The sequence below is a fragment of the Allobosea sp. TAF32 genome, assembly GCF_052113585.1.
In the GTDB taxonomy this organism is placed as follows: domain Bacteria; phylum Pseudomonadota; class Alphaproteobacteria; order Rhizobiales; family Beijerinckiaceae; genus Allobosea.
Genome location: NZ_JBFRDM010000010.1, coordinates 54,251 through 73,034 on the forward strand (window position 1 = coordinate 54,251; position 18,784 = coordinate 73,034).

Annotated in this window: 15 protein-coding genes, 1 tRNA gene and 1 pseudogene; 4 read left to right on the forward strand and 13 right to left on the reverse strand. The window is 67.8% G+C overall.

Annotated features, from left to right (window positions below; all coding sequences use genetic code 11):
* Positions 1-4: 4 nt before the first annotated feature.
* From AB4Z16_RS22600 to AB4Z16_RS22630, 7 genes are all read right to left on the reverse strand, one after another.
* A complete protein-coding gene (locus tag AB4Z16_RS22600) occupies positions 5-2,269 on the reverse strand; it encodes a hybrid sensor histidine kinase/response regulator (protein WP_441513571.1) in 2,265 nt (754 codons plus the stop codon).
* Positions 2,266-2,967 (reverse strand): chemotaxis protein CheW, encoded by a 702-nt coding sequence (locus AB4Z16_RS22605; protein WP_441513572.1) that lies wholly within the window; start codon positions 2,965-2,967, stop codon positions 2,266-2,268. The genes AB4Z16_RS22600 and AB4Z16_RS22605 overlap by 4 nt, the downstream gene beginning before the upstream one ends.
* On the reverse strand, positions 2,967-4,241 hold the full coding sequence (locus tag AB4Z16_RS22610; RefSeq protein ID WP_441513573.1) for a CheR family methyltransferase: 1,275 nt from the start codon (positions 4,239-4,241) through the stop codon (positions 2,967-2,969). Before AB4Z16_RS22610 ends, AB4Z16_RS22605 begins: the two co-directional genes overlap by 1 nt.
* Positions 4,241-4,705: a chemotaxis protein CheW gene (locus AB4Z16_RS22615; RefSeq protein ID WP_441513574.1), complete on the reverse strand. Its 465-nt coding sequence runs from the start codon at positions 4,703-4,705 to the stop codon at positions 4,241-4,243. The genes AB4Z16_RS22610 and AB4Z16_RS22615 overlap by 1 nt, the downstream gene beginning before the upstream one ends.
* 24 nt (positions 4,706-4,729) lie before the next feature.
* Positions 4,730-6,367: a methyl-accepting chemotaxis protein gene (locus AB4Z16_RS22620; protein ID WP_441513575.1), complete on the reverse strand. Its 1,638-nt coding sequence runs from the start codon at positions 6,365-6,367 to the stop codon at positions 4,730-4,732.
* Between the two features lie 154 nt (positions 6,368-6,521).
* Positions 6,522-7,808 carry an NAD(P)/FAD-dependent oxidoreductase gene (locus AB4Z16_RS22625; RefSeq protein ID WP_441513576.1) on the reverse strand — a complete coding sequence of 429 codons (1,287 nt, stop codon included), beginning with the start codon at positions 7,806-7,808 and terminating at the stop codon, positions 6,522-6,524.
* A 100-nt stretch (positions 7,809-7,908) separates the two neighbouring features.
* Positions 7,909-10,257, reverse strand: a complete 2,349-nt coding sequence (locus tag AB4Z16_RS22630; protein WP_441513577.1) for a molybdopterin guanine dinucleotide-containing S/N-oxide reductase — start codon at positions 10,255-10,257, stop codon at positions 7,909-7,911.
* Positions 10,258-10,398: 141 nt separating this feature from the next.
* Here AB4Z16_RS22630 and AB4Z16_RS22635 point away from each other — a divergent pair, with 141 nt between their 5' ends.
* A complete protein-coding gene (locus tag AB4Z16_RS22635) occupies positions 10,399-11,220 on the forward strand; it encodes an enoyl-CoA hydratase/isomerase family protein (RefSeq protein WP_441513578.1) in 822 nt (273 codons plus the stop codon).
* Here the strand turns inward: AB4Z16_RS22635 and AB4Z16_RS22640 are convergent.
* Positions 11,184-11,663 (reverse strand): MarR family winged helix-turn-helix transcriptional regulator, encoded by a 480-nt coding sequence (locus AB4Z16_RS22640; RefSeq protein ID WP_441513579.1) that lies wholly within the window; start codon positions 11,661-11,663, stop codon positions 11,184-11,186. The two genes, AB4Z16_RS22635 and AB4Z16_RS22640, sit on opposite strands and share 37 nt — an antisense overlap.
* 117 nt (positions 11,664-11,780) lie before the next feature.
* Here AB4Z16_RS22640 and hmgA point away from each other — a divergent pair, with 117 nt between their 5' ends.
* The gene (gene hmgA / locus AB4Z16_RS22645; RefSeq protein WP_441513580.1) at positions 11,781-13,139 is read left to right on the forward strand and encodes a homogentisate 1,2-dioxygenase; all 1,359 of its coding nucleotides are present in this window, start codon (positions 11,781-11,783) and stop codon (positions 13,137-13,139) included.
* A gap of 40 nt (positions 13,140-13,179) precedes the next feature.
* Here the strand turns inward: hmgA and AB4Z16_RS22650 are convergent, their stop codons facing one another.
* From AB4Z16_RS22650 to AB4Z16_RS22670, 5 genes and pseudogenes are all read right to left on the reverse strand, one after another.
* Positions 13,180-14,634: an FAD/NAD(P)-dependent oxidoreductase gene (locus AB4Z16_RS22650; protein WP_441513581.1), complete on the reverse strand. Its 1,455-nt coding sequence runs from the start codon at positions 14,632-14,634 to the stop codon at positions 13,180-13,182.
* Positions 14,631-14,951, reverse strand: a complete 321-nt coding sequence (locus AB4Z16_RS22655) for a (2Fe-2S)-binding protein (RefSeq protein ID WP_441513582.1) — start codon at positions 14,949-14,951, stop codon at positions 14,631-14,633. Before AB4Z16_RS22655 ends, AB4Z16_RS22650 begins: the two co-directional genes overlap by 4 nt.
* Positions 14,932-16,059, reverse strand: coding sequence for an NAD(P)/FAD-dependent oxidoreductase (locus AB4Z16_RS22660; protein ID WP_441513583.1), 1,128 nt, complete (start codon positions 16,057-16,059; stop codon positions 14,932-14,934). Before AB4Z16_RS22660 ends, AB4Z16_RS22655 begins: the two co-directional genes overlap by 20 nt.
* 4 nt (positions 16,060-16,063) lie before the next feature.
* A pseudogene (locus tag AB4Z16_RS22665) lies at positions 16,064-16,385 on the reverse strand (hypothetical protein); the annotation flags it as partial.
* Positions 16,386-16,639: 254 nt separating this feature from the next.
* A tRNA-Leu gene (locus tag AB4Z16_RS22670) sits at positions 16,640-16,726 on the reverse strand.
* Between the two features lie 277 nt (positions 16,727-17,003).
* Between AB4Z16_RS22670 and AB4Z16_RS22675 the strand changes: the two genes are divergently transcribed.
* Both AB4Z16_RS22675 and AB4Z16_RS22680 read left to right on the forward strand, forming a co-directional pair.
* Positions 17,004-18,008 carry a complex I NDUFA9 subunit family protein gene (locus tag AB4Z16_RS22675; RefSeq protein ID WP_441513584.1) on the forward strand — a complete coding sequence of 335 codons (1,005 nt, stop codon included), beginning with the start codon at positions 17,004-17,006 and terminating at the stop codon, positions 18,006-18,008.
* 22 nt (positions 18,009-18,030) lie between these two features.
* Positions 18,031-18,711: an HAD family hydrolase gene (locus AB4Z16_RS22680; protein ID WP_441513585.1), complete on the forward strand. Its 681-nt coding sequence runs from the start codon at positions 18,031-18,033 to the stop codon at positions 18,709-18,711.
* The last annotated feature ends 73 nt before the right edge of the window (positions 18,712-18,784 follow it).

The window sequence follows — 18,784 nt, forward strand, 5'->3', positions numbered from 1 at the left end:
GCGCTCATGGCTCGCCGATGAGATCTTCGACGGCGTGGAGCAAAGTCTCGTCGTGGAAGCTGCTCTTGGTCAAATAGTAATCGGCGCCAGCGTCGAGGCCTCGGCGCCGATCCTCCTCGCGGTCCTTGTAGGAAACGATCATCACCGGGATGTTCCGCAGGCCGTTGTCTTTCTTGAGCAGGGTCACGAGCTCGATTCCGTCCATGCGGGGCATATCGATATCGGTCACGACGAGGTCGAACGCGCCTGACCGGACGGCATTCCACCCATCCATCCCGTCGACTGCGACCTCGACCTCGAAGCCGCGATGGGCGAGCAGCTTCCGTTCCAGCTCGCGCACGGTGAGCGAATCGTCGACGACCAGGATGCGCTTGCGCTGCCTCTGCGCGGTGCGTTCCGCCCGGTGCTCCAGCGGCTTCAGGCGACCGCTCGAAACCAGCTTCTCCATCGAGCGGATCAGATCCTCGACATCGAGAATCAGCACGGGGGAACCGTCCTCCATGAGGGCGGCGGCGCTGACGTCCTTGACCTTGGCCAGCCGTGGATCGAGTGGACGCACCACGAGTTCGTGCTCGCCGAGGAAACGATCGACAACCATGGCATAGATGTCGTTGCCCTGGCCGACGACCACGGCCGCAAGTTCGGCCCCGGCCGCGCTGGGCTCGCCGTGACCGAGAACCTCATGCGCGGTGACGAGCCCGACCTGTCGGCCGTCGAATTGGAAATGCGGCCTGCCTTCGAGCGAGGCGATCCGTTCCAGCGGCAGTCGCAGCGCCCGCGTGATCGCGGCAAGGGGGAGGGCGTACGGCTCCCCGGCGATCTCGACGAGCAAGGCCCGGATGACGGACAGCGTCAGCGGCAGCTGTAGCTGAAAGCGGGTGCCATGGCCGAGCCGGGAGGTGATCTCGACCTGTCCACGCGTCTGGCGCACCATTGCCTGGACTGCGTCGAGGCCGACGCCACGCCCGGAGATGTCGCTGATCGTCGGCTTCATCGAGAAGCCGGGCAGGAAGAGAAACTCCAGCAGCTCCGCCTCGCTCAGATCGTGGACGGTCTCAGTCGTGCTGAAGCCACGTTCGAGCGTCGCTTGCCGTAAAGCGTCGAGATCGATGCCGCGGCCGTCATCCGAGACGATGATCTGCAGGAGGCCGGCATGATGCCGTGCTTCGAGGCGGATGACGCCTTCGGCCGGCTTGCCGGCTGCGCGCCGTTCCTCGGGCGTTTCGAGCCCGTGATCGACCGCGTTGCGCAAGAGATGGCCGAGCGGGGCGTCGAGCTGCTCCAGGATATCGCGATCGATGCTCGTCGTGCCGCCGACGATGTCGAGGCGAACCGTCTTGCCGAGCGCCCGCCCGATGTCCCGGACCGTGCGGGAGAAGTGCCGGACGCCGTCGTCGAAGGGCCGCATGCGGCTTGCCAGCGTCTCGTCGTAGAGCCGGCTGGCAAGATCGGTGGCCTGCCGGTCGACCACGTCGAACTCGTCGAGTCGCTCGCTCAGGATCGCCTGGCTTTCCTGCAGCCTGATCTGCACGGCCTCCAGCGCCTGCAGCGCGTGCGGATCGGTCGTCGCGGCCGGCAGCGCGGTCTGGAGGGCGTCGACGCTCCGGGCGAGCTCGGCCTGCGCTCGCCGCAGCCGTAATAGCCCGTCGTTGAAAGGTCGCAGGCGCCGGGATGCCATCAACGACTCGCCGGCGAGGCCGAGCAGGCGATTGAGGCTCTCCGCCGTGACCCGGACCATGCGGCCGCCCTGCCCGTCGTCGGACAGGGGGGGCGAGCCGGTCTCGGCAGACGTCGACAGCGTGCTGCTTTCGGTGAGCGGGGCGGTATTCTGTTCGGGCGCCGGTCCGGCGCTCTCGGGGCCATCCGGTACGCCGCCGGCGGAAGCCTGCTGTAGCGCCGCTATGAAGCTGCCGATCCGCCGCTCCGCCTCGGCTGCATCGGGGCCCTCGTCGGAGGACAGGGTTGCCAGAAGATCGATGCCCTTGAGCAGGGTATCTATGTGGCCGTGGTTAAGCCGCAGCTTTCCGTGCTGCGCTGCGACCAGGCACTCCTCCATCTCATGGGCGATCCGTACAGCTGGAGTCAGGTCGATGATCCGCGCTGCGCCCTTGAGGGAATGCGCGGCCCGCATGCAGGCTTCCAGATGCGTGGCCGCCACCGGATCGCGCTCCAGTGCCAGAAGCCCGGTCGTCAGCGCCTGAGACTGCGTGGAGAGTTCGGCGCGGAACAGCTCGAGCAGGGAGAACTCGCTGAAATCCTCGCCGCTCATGCGATGCTCCGGTCGATCAGCCCGGCCAGCCTTCCGTCGTGGAGACAGCCCACTGCCCGCCCATTCCAGGCGATGACGCCAGCGACGGCGCTCGCGGCGGCCTTGCCGATCGTGGCGGGGGCCATGCCAAGGTCATTCCGGTCGAAGCTGTAGAGCCCGTGGACCTCGTCGACTTCGAAGGCCGAGCGCCTGCCTTCGGCGCCGACCACCACGAGACGGCGGAAGGCCGTGATCCGCTCGCTTGTCCGGGGCACCGCGTCGGCATCGATCCCAAGCAGTTCGGACAGGGCGACGCAGACGAGCAACTCGCCACGGACGTTGACGATGCCGCGAACGGCGCTGCTGCGGCGGTGGGGCAGCGAATGGATTGCGCGCGGTTCGGCGATCTCCTGGCAGGCGGTGGCTGGCAGGGCGAGCCATTCCGCTCCGATCCTGAAGATCAGGACGGTCTCGAGCGCGTCCCGTTTCGCGCCGTCGCCCGCCGGCTGAGCGAAGAAGCGGGTCCATTCCTCGCGGTAGCCCTGCGGCACCGCCCGATCGAGCAGCTGGCGGGCGATCTGCGCATGGGTCGGGCAGTTGCGGCAATGCAGATGCGCCTCGAGCTCGGGGCAGGACTGGTCGCCCCGGACGCCGATCTTTCGCCAGCATTCGTTGATGCCGCTCGCGGGCTCCGGCGTGATCTCGACTGCGACGGACATCAGGTTCCGCTCCTCTTCGTCAGCCGATCGAGCCGGTTGGCGAGCGCCCTGGCGCCCGTCTCGTCACCGCGGCGTTGCAGCAGCAGCTTGAGATGCGCCAGCGCCTGGCGGTGGTCCGGCGCAAGATAGAGCGCCTTGCGGTAATTGCCCGCGGCGGCCTCCTCGGCGTTGTCGGCATCCTGGGCGAGGCCGAGCAGGTAGAAGACCTGCGCCGATGGGCCGAATGCGGCGATGTGGCGCTCCGCCGCGATACGCGCTTCGGCCAGGCGCCCGGCATTGGCGGCATTCTCGATGGCGGCAAGTCCCGTAGCCTCGCCATCGGGCGGCACGGCCGAGGCCTGCGATGCGGTCCGCAGCGGAGCCGTGAAGGGCCGATGTTTCTGTGGCGGGGCAGCGCCGGAGAGGATGGAAACCGGCGGCTTGTGGCGCGCCTGCGGTGCCGGCGCGGGGCGCGCCATGGTTTCGATGCTCGGCGGGGTAGGGGCCTTCGTAAAGGCGAATGCGCGCGGCAGGCGCGCGCCCGTGAAGCCGTACAGGGAGGGCAGGCCGGACTCTCCCGGTCCGACGAGCAGCAACCCCTCCGGGGCCAAGGCCTGACGCAGCACCGCAAGGGCGACGGCCTGCGTCTCGCGATCGAAATAGATCAGGAGATTGCGGCAGAAGATGATGTCGTACGCGTCGCGCCCGGGCGCATGCGCCGGATCGAGGACGTTGCCGAGCGAAAACCGGACCTGCCGCCGCACGAGCTCATGCGGCCGAAATTCGCCGTCGAGCGCCTCGAAGTAAAGTGCCCGGAACGCGAGGTCGCTGCCCCGGAAGGAGTTGCGCCCATAAACGGCCCGCTCGGCCAGCAGGAGGTTGCGGCTGCTGACGTCGATGGCGTCGATCGCGAAATCCTTCGGCTCGAATCCGGCATCGAACAGCGCCATCGCCATGGAATAGGGCTCTTCGCCCGTCGAGCAGGGCAGGCTCAGCAGCCGGATCGGGCGCTCCGCGCGCCGCAACTCGCGTGCCTTGCGCGCCATCGCGGCGAAGGCCTCGCGATCGCGAAAGAACCAGGTCTCCGGCACGACGACGCAGTCGACCAGTTCCTGGCGCTCGCTCTCGTTCTCGGCGAAGTATCGCCGATAGGCCTCGAGGTCAGGCTGCCCGCAAGCCGTCATGCGCCGCGTCAGGGCGTGACGGATGACGGAGGGGCCGACTGTCTCGATGCTCAGCCCGATCATCTCCCGAAGGATACGCTCGAAGTCGCCGGTGGCCGCGCCCTTCTCCATCACGGCTCTGCCGTCATCTGCCGGAACAGGATGTCGCGGATCTCCGGTGGCAGCAGCGCTTCCGCCCTGATCCACTGAATGAGGCCCTCCTCGTCGGCCGCGACCGGTCCGAGATAGGCCGGCGTCCCGGCCTCGACGCCGGAGGCGGTGAAATCGGCGGGATCGCGCGCGACGGTCTCGATGGCCCGCTCGGCGATCAGCCCGAGGAGCCTGGGATCTCCCTGTTCCGTCGGATAGTGCAGCAGGATGATCCGGGTGCTCAGCACCGGCGCGGCCGGGCGGCCGAGCGCGAGCAGGGAGAGGTCGATCAGCGGCACGGGCGTGCCGCGATAGCTGATCGCGCCGGCGACACCGGCTGGAGCGGCCGGTAGCTGCTTCACGGACAGCAGCGGCAGCACGGTCTCGACCTGCGCGGTGTCGAGCACGTAGCGATCCGCCCCGAGCTGGAACATCAGGAACAGCATCTGTCGCTCCCGTTCGGGCCTCCGTCAGGCCCGGAGCTTGAAGCGCGAGATGCTGCTGCGCAGCCCGCTCGACACCTGGTTCAGCTCGTCGATCGCCAGGGTGGATTGCTGCAGGGATTCGACGGTCTGTTGCGCGGCTTCGCTGAGCTGCGCCAGCGCCTCGCTGATCTGGCCAGCGCCGGTCGCCTGCGCCTGCATGCCGTCGTTCGCGACCTCGAAGCGCGGCACCAACCCCTGCACCTGCTCGATGATCTCCGACAGTTGCCCGCCGACCTGCTGGACATCCTGCATGCCGCGCCGGACCTCCTCGGAGAACTTGTCCATGCCCATCACACCGGCGGCGACGGCCGACTGGATGTCCTTGACGATCTGCTCGATGTCGTAGGTCGAGACGGCAGTCTGGTCGGCGAGGCGGCGAATCTCGGTCGCCACGACGGCGAAGCCGCGCCCGTATTGCCCCGCCTTCTCCGCCTCGATCGCGGCGTTCAGCGACAGCAGGTTGGTCTGGTCGGCGACCTTGGTGATGGTGGTGACGACCTGATTGATGTTGCCGGCCTTCTCGCTGAGGATCGCGAGCTTGGCGTTGATCGCGCCGGCCGCCTCCATCACCTGATGCATCGTGGCCTCCATCCGCGCGAGGCCCGCCTGGCCGCCGCCGGCGAGCGTCGCGGTCTGCTCGGCCACGGCGGAGACCTCGTCCATCGTCCGCACGAGCTCGTTCGAGGTCGCGGAAATCTCCTTGGACGTCGCGCCGATCTCCGTCGTGGTCGCGGCGATCTCGCTCGCCGTTGCCTGTTGCTCCTTCGATGTCGCGGCGACTTCCGTGATCGAGGTGTTGACCTGGATGCTCGACTTCTGGATCTGCCCGATCAGCCCGGCCAGGTCGTCGGCCATGGCGTTGACGCCATCCGCCAGCGTGCTGAATTCGTCGCGCCGCGCGAGGGCGAGCCTCTCGCTGAAATCGCCGCGCCGCATCACCTCGACAATGCCCAGCAGCTTGCCGAGCGGCACGGTGATCGCCCGGAACAGCAGATAGCCGCAGAGGATCGCGAGGCCGAGCGCGACGACGAAAGCGATGATCAGCCCGAACTCGGCGGCGCGGACGATGCGGACGATGTTGCGGGTCGAGTCGTCGGCCTCGGTCTTGTTGAACTCCATCATGGTCCGGAGGGCGCTGCCGAGCCGGGTCGCGAGCGGTTCGATCTGGTCCTTCACGATGGCGCTCTGATCGATCGCCTGCCCATTGGTGGCCGCGAGCTTCGAGGACGCGAGCATCGCGTCCTCGATCGGGACATATTGCTCGAACAGCCGCTGCGCCTCGGCGTAGTTCTTGCGATCCTCCTCGGAGTCGATGGTGGGTTGATACGCCTTCAGCAGGGAGCGCATCGTCTCCCTGCTCGCGAGGATGGCATCGCTTGCGCGGGTCCTTTCCGCCGCCGTGTCCGAAAGCTGGAATTCGCGGATGAGGCCGCGGGCTCCGGTCCAGGCCGTGGTCAGCTGCGCGCTGTAGTAGAGGCCGGGCACCGTATTGGTTTCGACGGTCAGCGCCTCGCGCTCGGTCTGCAGGAACCAGACATAGCAGAGCGCCGCGATGGCAGACATCACTGCCATCACGGCGGCGAAGCTGAGCAGGATACGGCGGCGTATCGTCAGGCTCTTCATGGTTCAATCTCTCATCGACGCGCAGTGGGCCCCGATCGCGGTCGAGCAGACGCGCGGACGGAACGCCCCGAATCATCGTTAGCGTGGAGTTATTTCCCGACTGTTGAAGAGCACCGCTACGATTCGAAGAACCGCCCTGGCGCCGATCCGGCCGTTACTGCCGGCGTTCCCGCAGGAAATCGGCTGCCTGGTAGCGCCAATAGGTCAGCTGGACCGCGGCGGTGCCGAACGGCCCGCCGTTCCAGGCGAGGCCGAATGGGGCAAACAGCTTGAACCGATCGCTCGCGCCTCGGATCGCCTCCGCGATGACGGCGCCGCCAACCGCCGTCGTGTTCATGCCGTGGCCGCCGAAGGCGGTGCAGTACCAGACACCCGGGCGATACTGACCGATCTGCGGCATCAGATGACGCGCATAGGACATCAGGCCCGACCAGGCGAGCTCGACCTTGAGTTCCGAGAGCTGCGGATAGGTTGTGACCATCTCGCGGCGCAGGAGCGCGGCGACATCGCGCGGCTCGGTCGTGCGCGTCGTGATGCGGCCGCCCCAGAGGATGCGGGAGCCGCCTTCGACCAATCGGTAGTAATCACCGGCGCGCCGGTCGTCGCCAACGCCTGCGCTGGTCCGGATGGCCTCGCGGATCAACTCCGGCGCCGTCTCGGTCAGCAGCACATAGGTCGCGATCGGCAGAAAGGCGCGCTTCAACGGCGCGAACAGGCCGCCGGTATAGCCGCCCGTGGTGAACAGCAGTTGCTCTGCCTCGATTGTGGCCTGCGCCGTGCGCAGATGCTTCACCGGTCCCTCCAGCTCGCAGGAGAGGACCGGCGAGCCTTCATGGATCACGCCGCCGCTCCGCACGAGCTCGCGAGCAAGGCCGTGCGCATAGTTCAGCGGATGGAAGTGGAAGGCGTCGTCGTCTGCCAGCGCGGCGTGGTATTTCGGCGAGCGCAGCAGCCCGCGCGTTTCCTCCCGCCCGAGATAGCGCAGTTTGCGCCCGAAGCGCTTTTCCTGCGCGTCCCGCTCCTGTTGCAGCGCCGCGCCGCCATCATGGCGCACGACCCGCATGATGCCGGGCGAGGGCGCGGCGTCGGCGATGCCGAGGCTTTCGATATTGCGCCGGACGATGCCGACGCCTTCGAGGGTCAGGCGATAGAGTTCTTCGGCCTGCTGACGCCCTGCCTGGCGCTCGATGGCCGAGAGCGAGGTCGCATAGCCAGCGCTGACGAAGCCGCCATTGCGCCCCGAGGCGCCCCAGGCGACACGCTGCGCTTCCAGCAGCACGACCGACCGTCCGGCGCGGGCCAGTTCGAGCGCGGCGGTGAGCCCTGCCAGCCCGCCGCCGACGATGCAGATCTCCGCTTTGATCTGCCCCTCGGCAGGCGGGTAGCCGTCGGCCGAAGCGAGTGTGCGGCGGTAGTAGGTATCGATATAGGTCGGGGACATCGGGGCTCGCGGCAGGCGGAAGACGATTTCGGTGGAGCGCTGTCGCGCGACCCGCTAACACCTTTCGGCACAACGGATCCGCGCTTCAAGCCGCGATGGCCTATTCCGCCGCTTCGGCGGCCGATCCGCCCGGCGGATCATAGGCCTGGATCGGCGGCAGATTGCCGTCGAAGCGCTCGACCTGCACCGTCGTCAACTGCCCGGTGCAGCCCTGCGCCAGCGCCGAGGTGCCGATATCGCGGGTCAGGACGTTCGGATTGCCGTGGACGCAGAGCGGCTTGTCCTCGGTCGGGTCGGCCGGATCGTACCAGGCGCCGGTCGGCAGCTGGACGACGCCCTTGCGAATGCCGTCGGTGAGGATGACGCCGGCAAGGCAGGCGCCGCGCTCATTCGAGATGCGGATGATGTCGCCATCGACGATGCCGCGTGTGGCAGCATCTTCCGGATGCATGCGCGCGACCTCGCGGCCGCGAAGCTTGCCCTCGCCGCTATGACCGCCGAAATCGAATTGGCTGTGTAGCCGGGTCCGCGGCTGGTTGGCGACGAGGACGTAAGGGGCAGCCGCATCGGGGATGTTCGTCGCGCCGAGCCAGGCCGGGTGCCCGAGGCAGTCCGTTTCGCCGAAGCTTGCAATGGTCTCGGAGAAGACCTCCAGCTTGCCGCTTGGGGTCCGCAGTGGCGAGCCCGCCGGATCCTGCCTGAAGGCGCGCAGATTGCCGCCATCGTCGGGTTGCTGCGGCAGCTCATAGCCTTCGCTCGCCCAGAACTCGGCGAAGCTCGGCGCCGGCAGTCCCTTCTCCGCGAGGCCAATGCGCGTGGGCTCGTAGAGATGCTCCAGCCATTGCCGCACGCTGCGGCCTTCGGTGAAGGCCTCGGCCGTGCCCAACCGCTCGGCCAGTCCGGCGAAGATGGCGTAGTCGTCGCGCGCCTCGCCATAGGGCGCGACGACCGGATGCATCGGCACCAGCAGCGGGTCGTTGGAATTGCCGCCGATATCCTCGCGCTCGAGCGTCATCGTGCAGGGCAACACGATGTCGGCATGGCGCGCCGTCGCCGTCCAGGCGAGTTCGTGGACGACGAGAGTATCGAGCCGGGCGAAGGCCTGCCGCAACCGGTTCAGGTCCTGATGATGATGGAACGGATTGCCTCCGGCCCAGTAGACCAGCTTGATCTCGGGGTAGGTCCGGGTTTGGCCGTTATAGCGATAGGTCGAGCCCGGATTGAGCAGCATGTCGGAAATGCGCGCGACCGGGATGAAATCGCTGACCGGGTTCTTCCCTTGCGAGAATGTCGGCATCGGCACGGCATTGTAGCGCCGCCCGTAATAGGCGATGGCGCCGAGCCCATAGCCATAGCCGCCGCCGGGGAGGCCGATCTGCCCGAGCGCCGCCGCGAGCACCATGCCCATCCAGACCGGCTGCTCGCCATGTGTCGCGCGCTGCAGGGCATGGGCCACGACGATCAGCGCGCGCTTGCCGTGCAGGCGCTTGGCCAGCGCCACGATCTCCTCGGCCGGCATGCCGGTGATGGGAGCGGCCCAGGCCGCATCCTTGGGCTGACCGTCGCTCTCGCCGGTGAGATAGCGCTCGAAGACCGGCCATCCGGCCGTGTAGCGCTCCAGGAAGGCGCGGTCGTGCAGTCCGTTGACGACGAGCGCGTGGACGAGCGCCAGCATCAGCGCGGTGTCACTGCCGGGGATGTTCGCAACCCACTCGGCGCCGGCCTCCGTCGGCAGGTCGCCGCGCAGCGGGCTGACCAGCACGAATTCGCAGCCGCGTTCCTGGGCGCGCTCCATCGCGCCGCGCTCGACATGGCGGCTGATGCTGCCGCCGGCCACCATGCTGTTCTTGAGCGCCATGCCGCCGAAGGCGAGCACGATCTCGCTGTGCTCGGCGATCTGCTCCCAGGAGACGTTACGTTTCACCAGATCCTCGTAGTCGCCGATGATGTGCGGCACGAGGACGGAGGAAGCGCCCGAAGAGTAGCTGTTGACCGACTTCACATAGCCGCCGGTCGAGGTGTTGAGGAAGCGGTGGATCTGGCTCTGGGCATGATGAAAGCGCCCCGCGCTCGCCCAGCCATAGGAGCCGCCGAAGATCGCGCCGGGGCCGTGGTCGTCCCGCACGCGGCGCAGTTCCCCCGCGAGTTTGTCGAGCACCGCCGACCAGGACATCGGCACGTACTCGTCACGCCCGCGGCGGTCGTCGGGACCCGGCCCATTCTCCAGCCAGCCGCGTCGCACCATCGGCCGGGCGATGCGGGCGCGGTGGCGCAGCGCCCCCGGAAAGTTCTGGATGATGTCGTTCGGGTCGGGGTCGCCCGGATGCGGCCGAACCTCGAGCTGTCCGTCCTTCATCCGCGCCGAAAACACGCCCCAATGCGAGGTATGCGGACGAAAGGCTTCGTTGTCGGTCAAAGCCTCGGGTGCCTGGCCGGCGGGGCTGGTCATCGCCGCGATCCTCGGATTGTTAGCTGGGAACGACGATCCGTCTTCGGTCGTGCCAGAACGGAGCGCAAGAAAAATCCGCCATCGAGCGATGCGCTGGGAGCAGACCCCTTCTGCTGGTCTTCATGAGCCCGGAGCGGCAGAGTGGCGGCGCATCATCTGAAAGGCGTCGGGACAATGGAGAATTCCTCGGGCGACGTGGTCGTCATCGAAAGACACGGCACCGTGCTGACGGTGACGATGAACCGGCCGAAGGTGCTGAATGTGCTCGACGAGACGCTGGCGGATGCGCTGATCGCGGCATTTGAGCCGGTCGCCGCGGATTCGGACATCCGAGCGGTGGTTCTCGCCGGCGCCGGCCGCTCCTTCATGGCGGGCGGGGATCTCTCCCGCTTCCATGCCGATCTTGCTGGGGCGCCTGCAACCGCGGGCCTGCTCATCGATCGCTTTCATGCCCTGATGCGTCTGATCAAAGCCCTGCCGCAGCCCGTTGTCGCCGCAGTGCAGGGGCCTGTCGCTGGCGGCGGCGTCGGTCTCGCGCTCGCTTGCGACATGGTCGTCGCGGCTCAGGGCGCGAGCTTTCTGTCGGCCTACACCAAACTGGGAACCAACCCGGATGGCGGCACGACATGGTCGCTCGCGCGGCTGCTCGGCCCGCGCCGCGCGCTCGAATTCGTGCTGTTCAACGAGCCGATCGATGCCGACACCGCGTTGCGCCTCGGCCTCGTCAACCGGGTGGTGCCGGATGGCGAGCTGGCGGGCGCGGCGCAGGCGCTGGCCGGGCGCCTGAGCCAGTGCAGCGTCGGCGCCAACAGGGCGAGCAAGGCCCTCATTCAGGCCGCGATGGAAGGCTCCTTCGACGCGCAGCTCGATCTGGAGAAGCGGGCCTTCATGGCCAATGCGGCTACGGCTGATTTCAGGGAAGGGATTCAGGCCTTCTTCGACAAGCGTCCGCCACGGTTCTGACGGGGCGCATCCGGGGCCCACAAGCGCGCCTCCAGCCGATCCAGTCCTCGTAGCAGCCGGGTGGCGTCCGGGCCGAGCGCCGCCAGGATCTCTTGTTCGAAGGCGAGTGCGCGCGGCACGATCTCGCCATAGGCGCGCAGCCCCGCCGCCGTCAGCATCAGGCTCTCCTCGCGTCGGTCGGCCTCGTTTTCGCGGCGGGAGAGCCAGCGGCGCTCCTCGAGCGCGCGCACTGCCCGGCTGACCTTGGTCTTGTGCATGGCGGAATGGGCGCCGACGGCCTTCGCGGTCACCGCGCCGAACTGGCCGAGCGTGGCCAGGACGCGCCATTCCGGCACCGTCAGATCGTGATGCGGCCCATAGACAGCGCGGAATTTCAGCGAGAGCGCGCTGCTGAGCCGGTTGAAGCGATAGGGCAGGAAGCGTTCAAGCGCGAGCGTCGTCATGCCTTGTTGGTTACAAAATCAACCGTTACGAAAGCAACTTATTTGACGCGCGGGTACCGGCGAACACACCGGCCCTTGTCCCTGCCGCGCCGCGAGCCACCATCGGGAGGTCGCACCATGAACGTTCAGGATCCCGCTCGGCCGCCCGCAGGCGTGCGCAAGGTCGAGAGCGCCATCCGGGCGGGCTACATGTCCGGCTTCGGCAACGGCTTCGAGACCGAGGCGCTGCCGGGCGCACTGCCGCTCGGCCGCAACTCGCCCCAGCGCTGCGCCTATGGCCTTTATGCAGAGCAGCTCTCGGGCTCGCCCTTCACTGCGCCGCGCACCACCAATGAGCGCTCCTGGCTCTACCGCATCCGGCCGACGGTGGCGCATTGGAACCAGTTCCGAAAGGCCGATATCGGGCTGTGGCGCACCGCGCCGGCCCGCGAGGTCGATCTGCCGCTCGCCCCGCTGCGCTGGAGCCCGCTGCCGATACCGTCGCAGCCGCTATCCTTCATCGAGGGCATGCACAGCATGACCACGGCCGGCGATGCCGGCAGCCAGGGCGGCATGGGGGCGCATGTCTATCTGGTCACGCGGTCGATGGTGGATGAGTATTTCTACAATGCCGATGGCGAGATGCTGTTCGTGCCGCAGCAGGGGAGTTTAAGACTCTGGACCGAATTCGGCATCATCGACATCGAGCCGGGCGAGATCGCGGTGATCCCGCGTGGCGTGAAGATCCGCGTCGAGCTGCCCGGCGAGCCGGCACGCGGCTACATTTGCGAGAACTATGGCGGCGCCTTCTCCTTGCCGGAGAGGGGACCGATCGGCGCCAACTGCCTCGCCAACCCCCGCGACTTCCTGACGCCGGTCGCCGCCTATGAGGATCGCGACGCGCTTTCCAAGATGTTCGTGAAGTGGGGCGGCAATCTCTGGGTTGCCGACATCGACCATTCACCGCTCGACGTCGTCGCCTGGCACGGCAACTACGCGCCCTACAAATACGACCTGCGCAAATATTCTCCGGTCGGGCCGGTGCTCTATGACCATGCCGACCCGTCGATCTTCACGGTGCTGACCTCGCCCTCCGAGACGCCCGGCACCGCCAATATCGACTTCGTCATCTTCTCCGACCGGTGGCTGGTGGCGGAAAATACCTTCCGCCCGCCCTGGTACCACATGAACGTGATGAGCGAGTTCATGGGGCTGGTCTATGGAGTCTACGACGCCAAGACCGGCGGCGGCTTCATGCCCGGCGGCGTCTCGCTGCACAATATGATGCTGCCGCACGGCCCGGATGTGGACGCCTTCGAGCGGGCGAGCAATGTCGAATTGAAGCCGCACAAGCTGGAGGGAACGCTCGCCTTCATGTTCGAGACGCGGTTTCCGCAGCAGGTCACCGCCTTCGCCGCTGGTTCCAATGCCTTTCAGAAGGACTATGGAGGGTACGGACACAAGCTTGCGAAGCACTTCGATCCGGACCGGCCATAGCGGGCTGGCGCGTGGCGCGCGCCGGCATGCCGGGCAGATCTCATCGCGCGACCGCCTTCACCGCAGCCTCGGTCTGCGGCAGCGCCGCCAGCTCCGCCAACGTCACCGGCTTGACCGGCGGGCGCAGGCGGTAATAGCCGACCTCGGCCGGCGTTGTTCCGCGCGTCCGGGCGATCAGCTCGACGACCGTGGGCCCGCAGAGCCGGCCCTGACACGGCCCCATGCCGCAGCGCAGGAACGCCTTCATCTGATTGGGGCCGGTGACGCCGAGGCGCGCCGCCGCATCGCGCACCTGTCCTGCGGTGACCTCTTCGCAGCGGCAGATGATGGTCTCGTCCTGCGGCGGCGCCAGAAACTGCGGTGCCGGCTTGTAGAGCAGGTCAAGGAAACGGCGGCCATGCAGCAGGCGCGCGAGTGCGGTGCGGATCGGCGTCGCCTGCCGGTCGCGCTCGGCCTCGCTCAGCTTGCCCAGCCGCGACGCTGCGCCCAAGGCCGCGATCTCGCCGCGCAGGGCCGCGCTCTCCGCCCCGCCGATGCCGGCTCCGTCGCCCGCGATGGCGATGCCCGGTACGCTGGAGGCGAACCAGGCATCGACGCGAGGCACCCAGGCATGCTGCTCTTCGTCGAAGTCATGGGCGCAGCCGGCCGCGTTGGAGAGGTTGACGCTTGGGATCACGCCCTGATGCAGCAGCAGCGTGTCACAGGCGATCGCGCCCTGTCGTCCGCCTTGCTCGAACTCGACTTGCCGTAGCTTGCCTTCGCCTTTCGCCGAAAGGCCGGTCACATCGCGCACGAATCGCAGCTTCCGCCGCGTCGCAGCCATCAGCTTGAGCCCCTTGGCCAGATAGGGCGAGCGCAGGAAGTCCGGCAGCGCGGCGAGCGCCTTCGGCCAGTTGGTGCGCGAGGTCGTGTCGAGCACGGCGACGATCTCGCAGCCGGCCGCCGAAAGCTGGCTCGCCAGCAGATAGAGCAGGGGGCCGCAGCCGGCGATGACGGTGCGTCCTGCCGGCACGATGCCGGCGCCCTTCAGGGCGATCTGCGCGGCGCCGGCGGTCATCACGCCGGGCAGCGTCCACCCCGGAATCGGGAAGGGGCGTTCCAGCGCGCCGGTGGCGAGGATGACCTGCCGGGCGCCGATCATGCGGGCCTTGCCGTCGAGCGAGAGGCCGAGCTCGAACGAGTCGGGTGCCGTTTCGTCCGGGCCGAGCGACCAGACGGTGCAGCGTGCCGCATAGGTGGCCTGCGAGCGCTCACAACGCTCGATGATCTCGGCGCCGCGCCAATAGTCCGCGCCGAGGACCGTGCGGTCCTTGACCGGCGTCGTGGTGACGGCGCGGTAGATCTGGCCGCCGGGCGCCGGATTTTCGTCGGCGAGCAGGACGGTGAGGCCGAGCCCCGCGGCGCGCGCCGCGGCGGAGAGGCCGGCCGGGCCGGCGCCGACCACCACGACATCATAGCTCTCGGCGAGTCGTTCGATGGTTTCGGCCGGAGTCATTGGCCGACCTCCGCGAGATGGCGGCGGCCATGCTGGGTCTCGATCCGCATGCCCTCAGTCAGCGTTACCAGGCAGCCCTGCCGGTTGCCGATGCCGTCGATGACGACGAGGCAGTCGAAGCACACGCCCATCAGGCAATAGGGCGCGCGCGGCGTGTCGGAGACCGGGGTCTCGCGGCATGCGACGATGCCGTTGGCGAGCAGAGCGGCGGCGACGGTGTCGCCGGAGCGGCCGGTAAGCGGCGTGCCGTCGAAGGTGAAGCTGAGTCTCGCGGCGCCGATCGCCCCCTCTCTCGCCTCAGCTATGGGCCGGAACATGGAACCTCCGCGCGGTAAAGGACGCCACCGCCTCCGGCAGCGCGCCGGAGAGGATCGCGGGGGCGAGGGTCGAGACGTGATTGGCGGCCAGCGTCACGCCGGAATGGCAGGTGACGACGAAGGCGCCGGGGCACGTTTCGGACTGGTCGTAGATCGGGAAGCCGTCGGGGCTCATCACCCGCAGGGCCGACCATGTCCGCACGACGTTGAGGCCGGCGAGTCGCGGAAACATCCTGACCGCGCGCTCGGCCATCGCCGACAGGACCGGCTGGCCGACCACAGTGTCGAAGCCGCGATCCTCGTGGCTGTCGCCGATCATGACGCCGCCCTCGTCGGTCTGGCGCACCGTGACCATGGGGTTGCTCAGGAAGGGCTCGGTCTTCTCGGTGACGATGATCTGGCCCTTGCTCGGCTTCACCGGCGCGTCGAGCCCGACCATCGGGGCGAGCCGCGCATTGCCGAGCCCGGCGCAGAGGACGATCCTGCCGGCGCGCATCTCTCCCCACGGCCCCGAAATCGCGAAGCCGCCTTCCTTCGGCAGGATACGCTCGACCGGGCTGTTAGGGCGATAGTCGACGCCGCACCGGACCGTCGCCTCGCGCAACGCCCGGAACAGCTTCAGCGAATTCACATGGCCGTCGAGCGGGGAGTAGATCGAGCCGACGACACCCTTGCCGATGGCGGGCAGGCGTCGCCTCGTTTCGGCATGGTCGAGCACCTCATAGGGGAAATCGGTCAGCGGCCGGCTGTTGTGGAGACGCCGCATCGCGTCGATGCGCTTGTCGAGTTCGGCCTCGGAGAGGCAGAGCATGAAGCCGCCGGGCTGGCTGTGCGCGACATCGATACCGGCCTCCTGGCGCAGGATGCCGGCAAGCTCGTGCCAGCTATCGGCCGAGCGGCGCGACCAGAGCGCATAGTCCGGCATGCCGAAGCCTTTGGACTGTACCCAGACCAGCGCGAAATTACCGCGCGAGGCCCGGAAGGCCGTATCGCCCTCGTCGAGGATGGCGACACGGGCGCCGCGGCGGGCGAGCCCGAGCGCGATGGCGCCGCCGACCACCCCGCCGCCGATCACGGCAACATCGGGTTCTGTGGATTTGCTGGGCACGGGATCAGCCTCTTCCGGTTCCGACGAACAGCTGGTCGAGGCCGAACAGCCTGTCCAGCGCGATCAGAGGAGCCGCGGTCAGGGCGATCAGGCAGGCGCAGACGGCTGCGATGAGCGGGTCGATATTGTCCTGGATATAGAGGAGCATCCGAACGGGCAGGATCACGATGACATGGCTCAGCACAAGCCCGAGGAATGTTCCGGAGAGGCCAATCTGCGTGAAGAAGTGCAGGAAGGCGATGCCGAGCACGACATGCAGCACCATCGATGGAGACATGAACAGCACCGTCATGGCGTCGCGGCCGGGGGAAGCGGTAGCGCGCGATGTCTGGGTCACCTCGGTGCGGCAAGCCAAGCCGACCTTGCTCATGAAGGGAGCATGCGCAGCTTGCGTTCCACCGCCCCGGTCATCCGGTCTGACGGGATGGGCTGGGCGACGTAGGCGATGGAAAAGGAATTCTGCCTAATGGGGACGCCGAAGCGCAACGAAATCAACGCTCGCCATTGTTCACGACAACGGCGAGGCATAGCCCCATAATGTCAGCTAAGGCGCTGACAAACCACCACTCTGGTAGATGAGTGGTGCCCAGGAGAGGACTCGAACCTCCACGCCCTTGCAGGCGCCAGCACCTGAAGCTGGTGCGTCTACCAATTCCGCCACCTGGGCAACGGCGGTTCGTTTACGGGGGGCGAGTCGTCCTGTCAACGGGCCCGCATCAACGAAATGCATTCGGCCGTCCGCAGCCTGTGGAAAGAGTTCCGGCCCGGAATATCGGAGTGGACGGAAAGCCGCGCGGAAAGGGGAAGGAATGCCCGAATAGCCGAGCCGTCCTCGGGCGAAAGGCCGCATGCTCAGGCCAGGTGCGCATTCGGCGCAAAAGAGATTTCCACTTTCGCGGAACATGATCTAGGAGGGCAGAAGCATTCTAAACGGAGCTCCCGCGATGGCCCTTCAAGCCCCGGCTCAGCAACTCGTCACGGTTTTCGGTGGTTCCGGATTCGTCGGCCGCCATGTCGTGCGGGCGCTCGTCAAGCGCGGCTATCGGGTGCGCGTCGCGGTGCGCCGCCCGGATCTCGCAGGCTTCCTGCAGCCGATCGGCACTGTCGGCCAGATCCATGCCGTGCAGGCCAATCTGCGTTATCCCGCCTCGGTCGCCGCCGCCGTGAAGGGGGCCGACGCCGTCATCAATCTCGTCGGCATCATGCAGGAGCAGGGGCGCCAGAGCTTTTCTGCCGTGCAGGCGAATGGCGCGCGCGCCATAGCCCAGGCCTGCGCCGCCGCCGGCATCACCCGGCTCGTCCATGTCTCGGCGCTCGGTGCCACCGCCGAATCGGCATCGGCCTATGCCCGCACCAAGGCCGAGGGCGAGGCCGCAGTGTTCGCCTCCGTACCGGGCGCGGTCGTGCTGCGGCCTTCGGTGATGTTCGGGCCGGAGGACACCTTCTTCAACCGCTTCGCCTCGATGGCGCGGATGCTGCCGGTGCTGCCGTTGGTCGGCGGCGGGAAGACGAAGTTTCAGCCTGCCTTCGTCGGCGATGTCGCCGTGGTGGCCGCGCGTGCGGTCGACGGCACGGTGCAGGGCGGGCGCGTCTACGAGCTCGGCGGCCCGGAGGTCATGAGCCTGCGCCAGATCCTCGAAGAGGTCTGCCGCGTGACCGGCCGCAAGCGCCTGCTGGCGCCGCTGCCTTTCCCGCTGGCGCGGATCATGGGCAGCGTGCTGCAGGTAGTGGACACGCTGACGCTCGGGCTGATTCCCGACGAACTGGTCCTGACCCGCGATCAGGTGACGCTGCTCCAAAGCGACAATGTCGTTTCCGCGGCTGCGGCCAAGGAAGGTCGGGACTTCGCCGGGATCGGCGTTGCGCCGACCTCCGTCGAGGCGATCATCTCCTCCTATCTCTGGCGCTTCCGCAAAACCGGCCAATTCGATACCGCCCGGGCGAACTGAGCGCCAACGCCGGGAGGCGAGGATGCCGTTCGAACTCGTCATCTACGATTGCGACGGCACGCTGATCGACAGCGAGACGCTCTACAGCGAGGTCAGCCTCGTGCTTTGCCACGAGATCGGCCTGACGCAGTGGACGATCGAGGATTACAACGCGCATCTCGTCGGGATTCCGCTTGCCGACGGCTTCAAGGTGATCGAAGCGGCGCTCGGCCGCCGGCTGCCACCTGATTTCGAGCGCAGAATCGAGGACGGCGTGGCTGCCCGGCTCGAATGCGAGCTGCGGGCGCTGCCGGGAGTACGGGAGGCGTTGCCGTTGCTCGCCGGACGCCGCTGCGTCGCATCCTCGACGAGCCTCGAGCCGCTCAGGCGCAATCTCGGCCTGGCCGGCCTCCTCGACCTGTTCGATCCGCATGTCTTCTCGGCCTCGCAGGTCGCGCGTGGCAAGCCGGCGCCCGACGTCTTCCTCTTCGCCGCCGGGCAGATGGTTGTTGAGCCGGCAAATTGCCTTGTCCTGGAGGATTCCGTGCCGGGCGTGCAGGCCGCCCGGGCGGCGGGCATGCCGGTGGTGGGCTTCACCGGAACGGCCCATGACAAGCCGCGCATGCGCGAACGCCTGCTGGCGGCAGGGGCCGCCGGCGTGATCGACACCTATCGGGACTGGCCGGGCGAGGCGGCGCGGGTCGCGGAACTCCACGCCGCCTGAGGACTTGCCTCGCAGGCTACCGGACGTCTGAGCCCTCATCGCAAGGAGGCCCGCAGGGCCGTCTCGCAGGATG

What these genes read in the sequence shown, in the direction of transcription:
- AB4Z16_RS22600 (WP_441513571.1), bottom strand. Translation starts at nt 2,269, where the DNA reads ATGAGCGGCGAGGATTTCAGCGAGTTCTCCCTGCTCGAGCTGTTCCGC.
- AB4Z16_RS22605 (WP_441513572.1), bottom strand. Translation starts at nt 2,967, where the DNA reads ATGTCCGTCGCAGTCGAGATCACGCCGGAGCCCGCGAGCGGCATCAAC.
- AB4Z16_RS22610 (WP_441513573.1), bottom strand. Translation starts at nt 4,241, where the DNA reads ATGGAGAAGGGCGCGGCCACCGGCGACTTCGAGCGTATCCTTCGGGAG.
- AB4Z16_RS22615 (WP_441513574.1), bottom strand. Translation starts at nt 4,705, where the DNA reads ATGCTGTTCCTGATGTTCCAGCTCGGGGCGGATCGCTACGTGCTCGAC.
- AB4Z16_RS22620 (WP_441513575.1), bottom strand. Translation starts at nt 6,367, where the DNA reads ATGAAGAGCCTGACGATACGCCGCCGTATCCTGCTCAGCTTCGCCGCC.
- AB4Z16_RS22625 (WP_441513576.1), bottom strand. Translation starts at nt 7,808, where the DNA reads ATGTCCCCGACCTATATCGATACCTACTACCGCCGCACACTCGCTTCG.
- AB4Z16_RS22630 (WP_441513577.1), bottom strand. Translation starts at nt 10,257, where the DNA reads ATGACCAGCCCCGCCGGCCAGGCACCCGAGGCTTTGACCGACAACGAA.
- AB4Z16_RS22640 (WP_441513579.1), bottom strand. Translation starts at nt 11,663, where the DNA reads ATGACGACGCTCGCGCTTGAACGCTTCCTGCCCTATCGCTTCAACCGG.
- hmgA (WP_441513580.1), top strand. Translation starts at nt 11,781, where the DNA reads ATGAACGTTCAGGATCCCGCTCGGCCGCCCGCAGGCGTGCGCAAGGTC.
- AB4Z16_RS22650 (WP_441513581.1), bottom strand. Translation starts at nt 14,634, where the DNA reads ATGACTCCGGCCGAAACCATCGAACGACTCGCCGAGAGCTATGATGTC.
- AB4Z16_RS22655 (WP_441513582.1), bottom strand. Translation starts at nt 14,951, where the DNA reads ATGTTCCGGCCCATAGCTGAGGCGAGAGAGGGGGCGATCGGCGCCGCG.
- AB4Z16_RS22675 (WP_441513584.1), top strand. Translation starts at nt 17,004, where the DNA reads ATGGCCCTTCAAGCCCCGGCTCAGCAACTCGTCACGGTTTTCGGTGGT.
- AB4Z16_RS22680 (WP_441513585.1), top strand. Translation starts at nt 18,031, where the DNA reads ATGCCGTTCGAACTCGTCATCTACGATTGCGACGGCACGCTGATCGAC.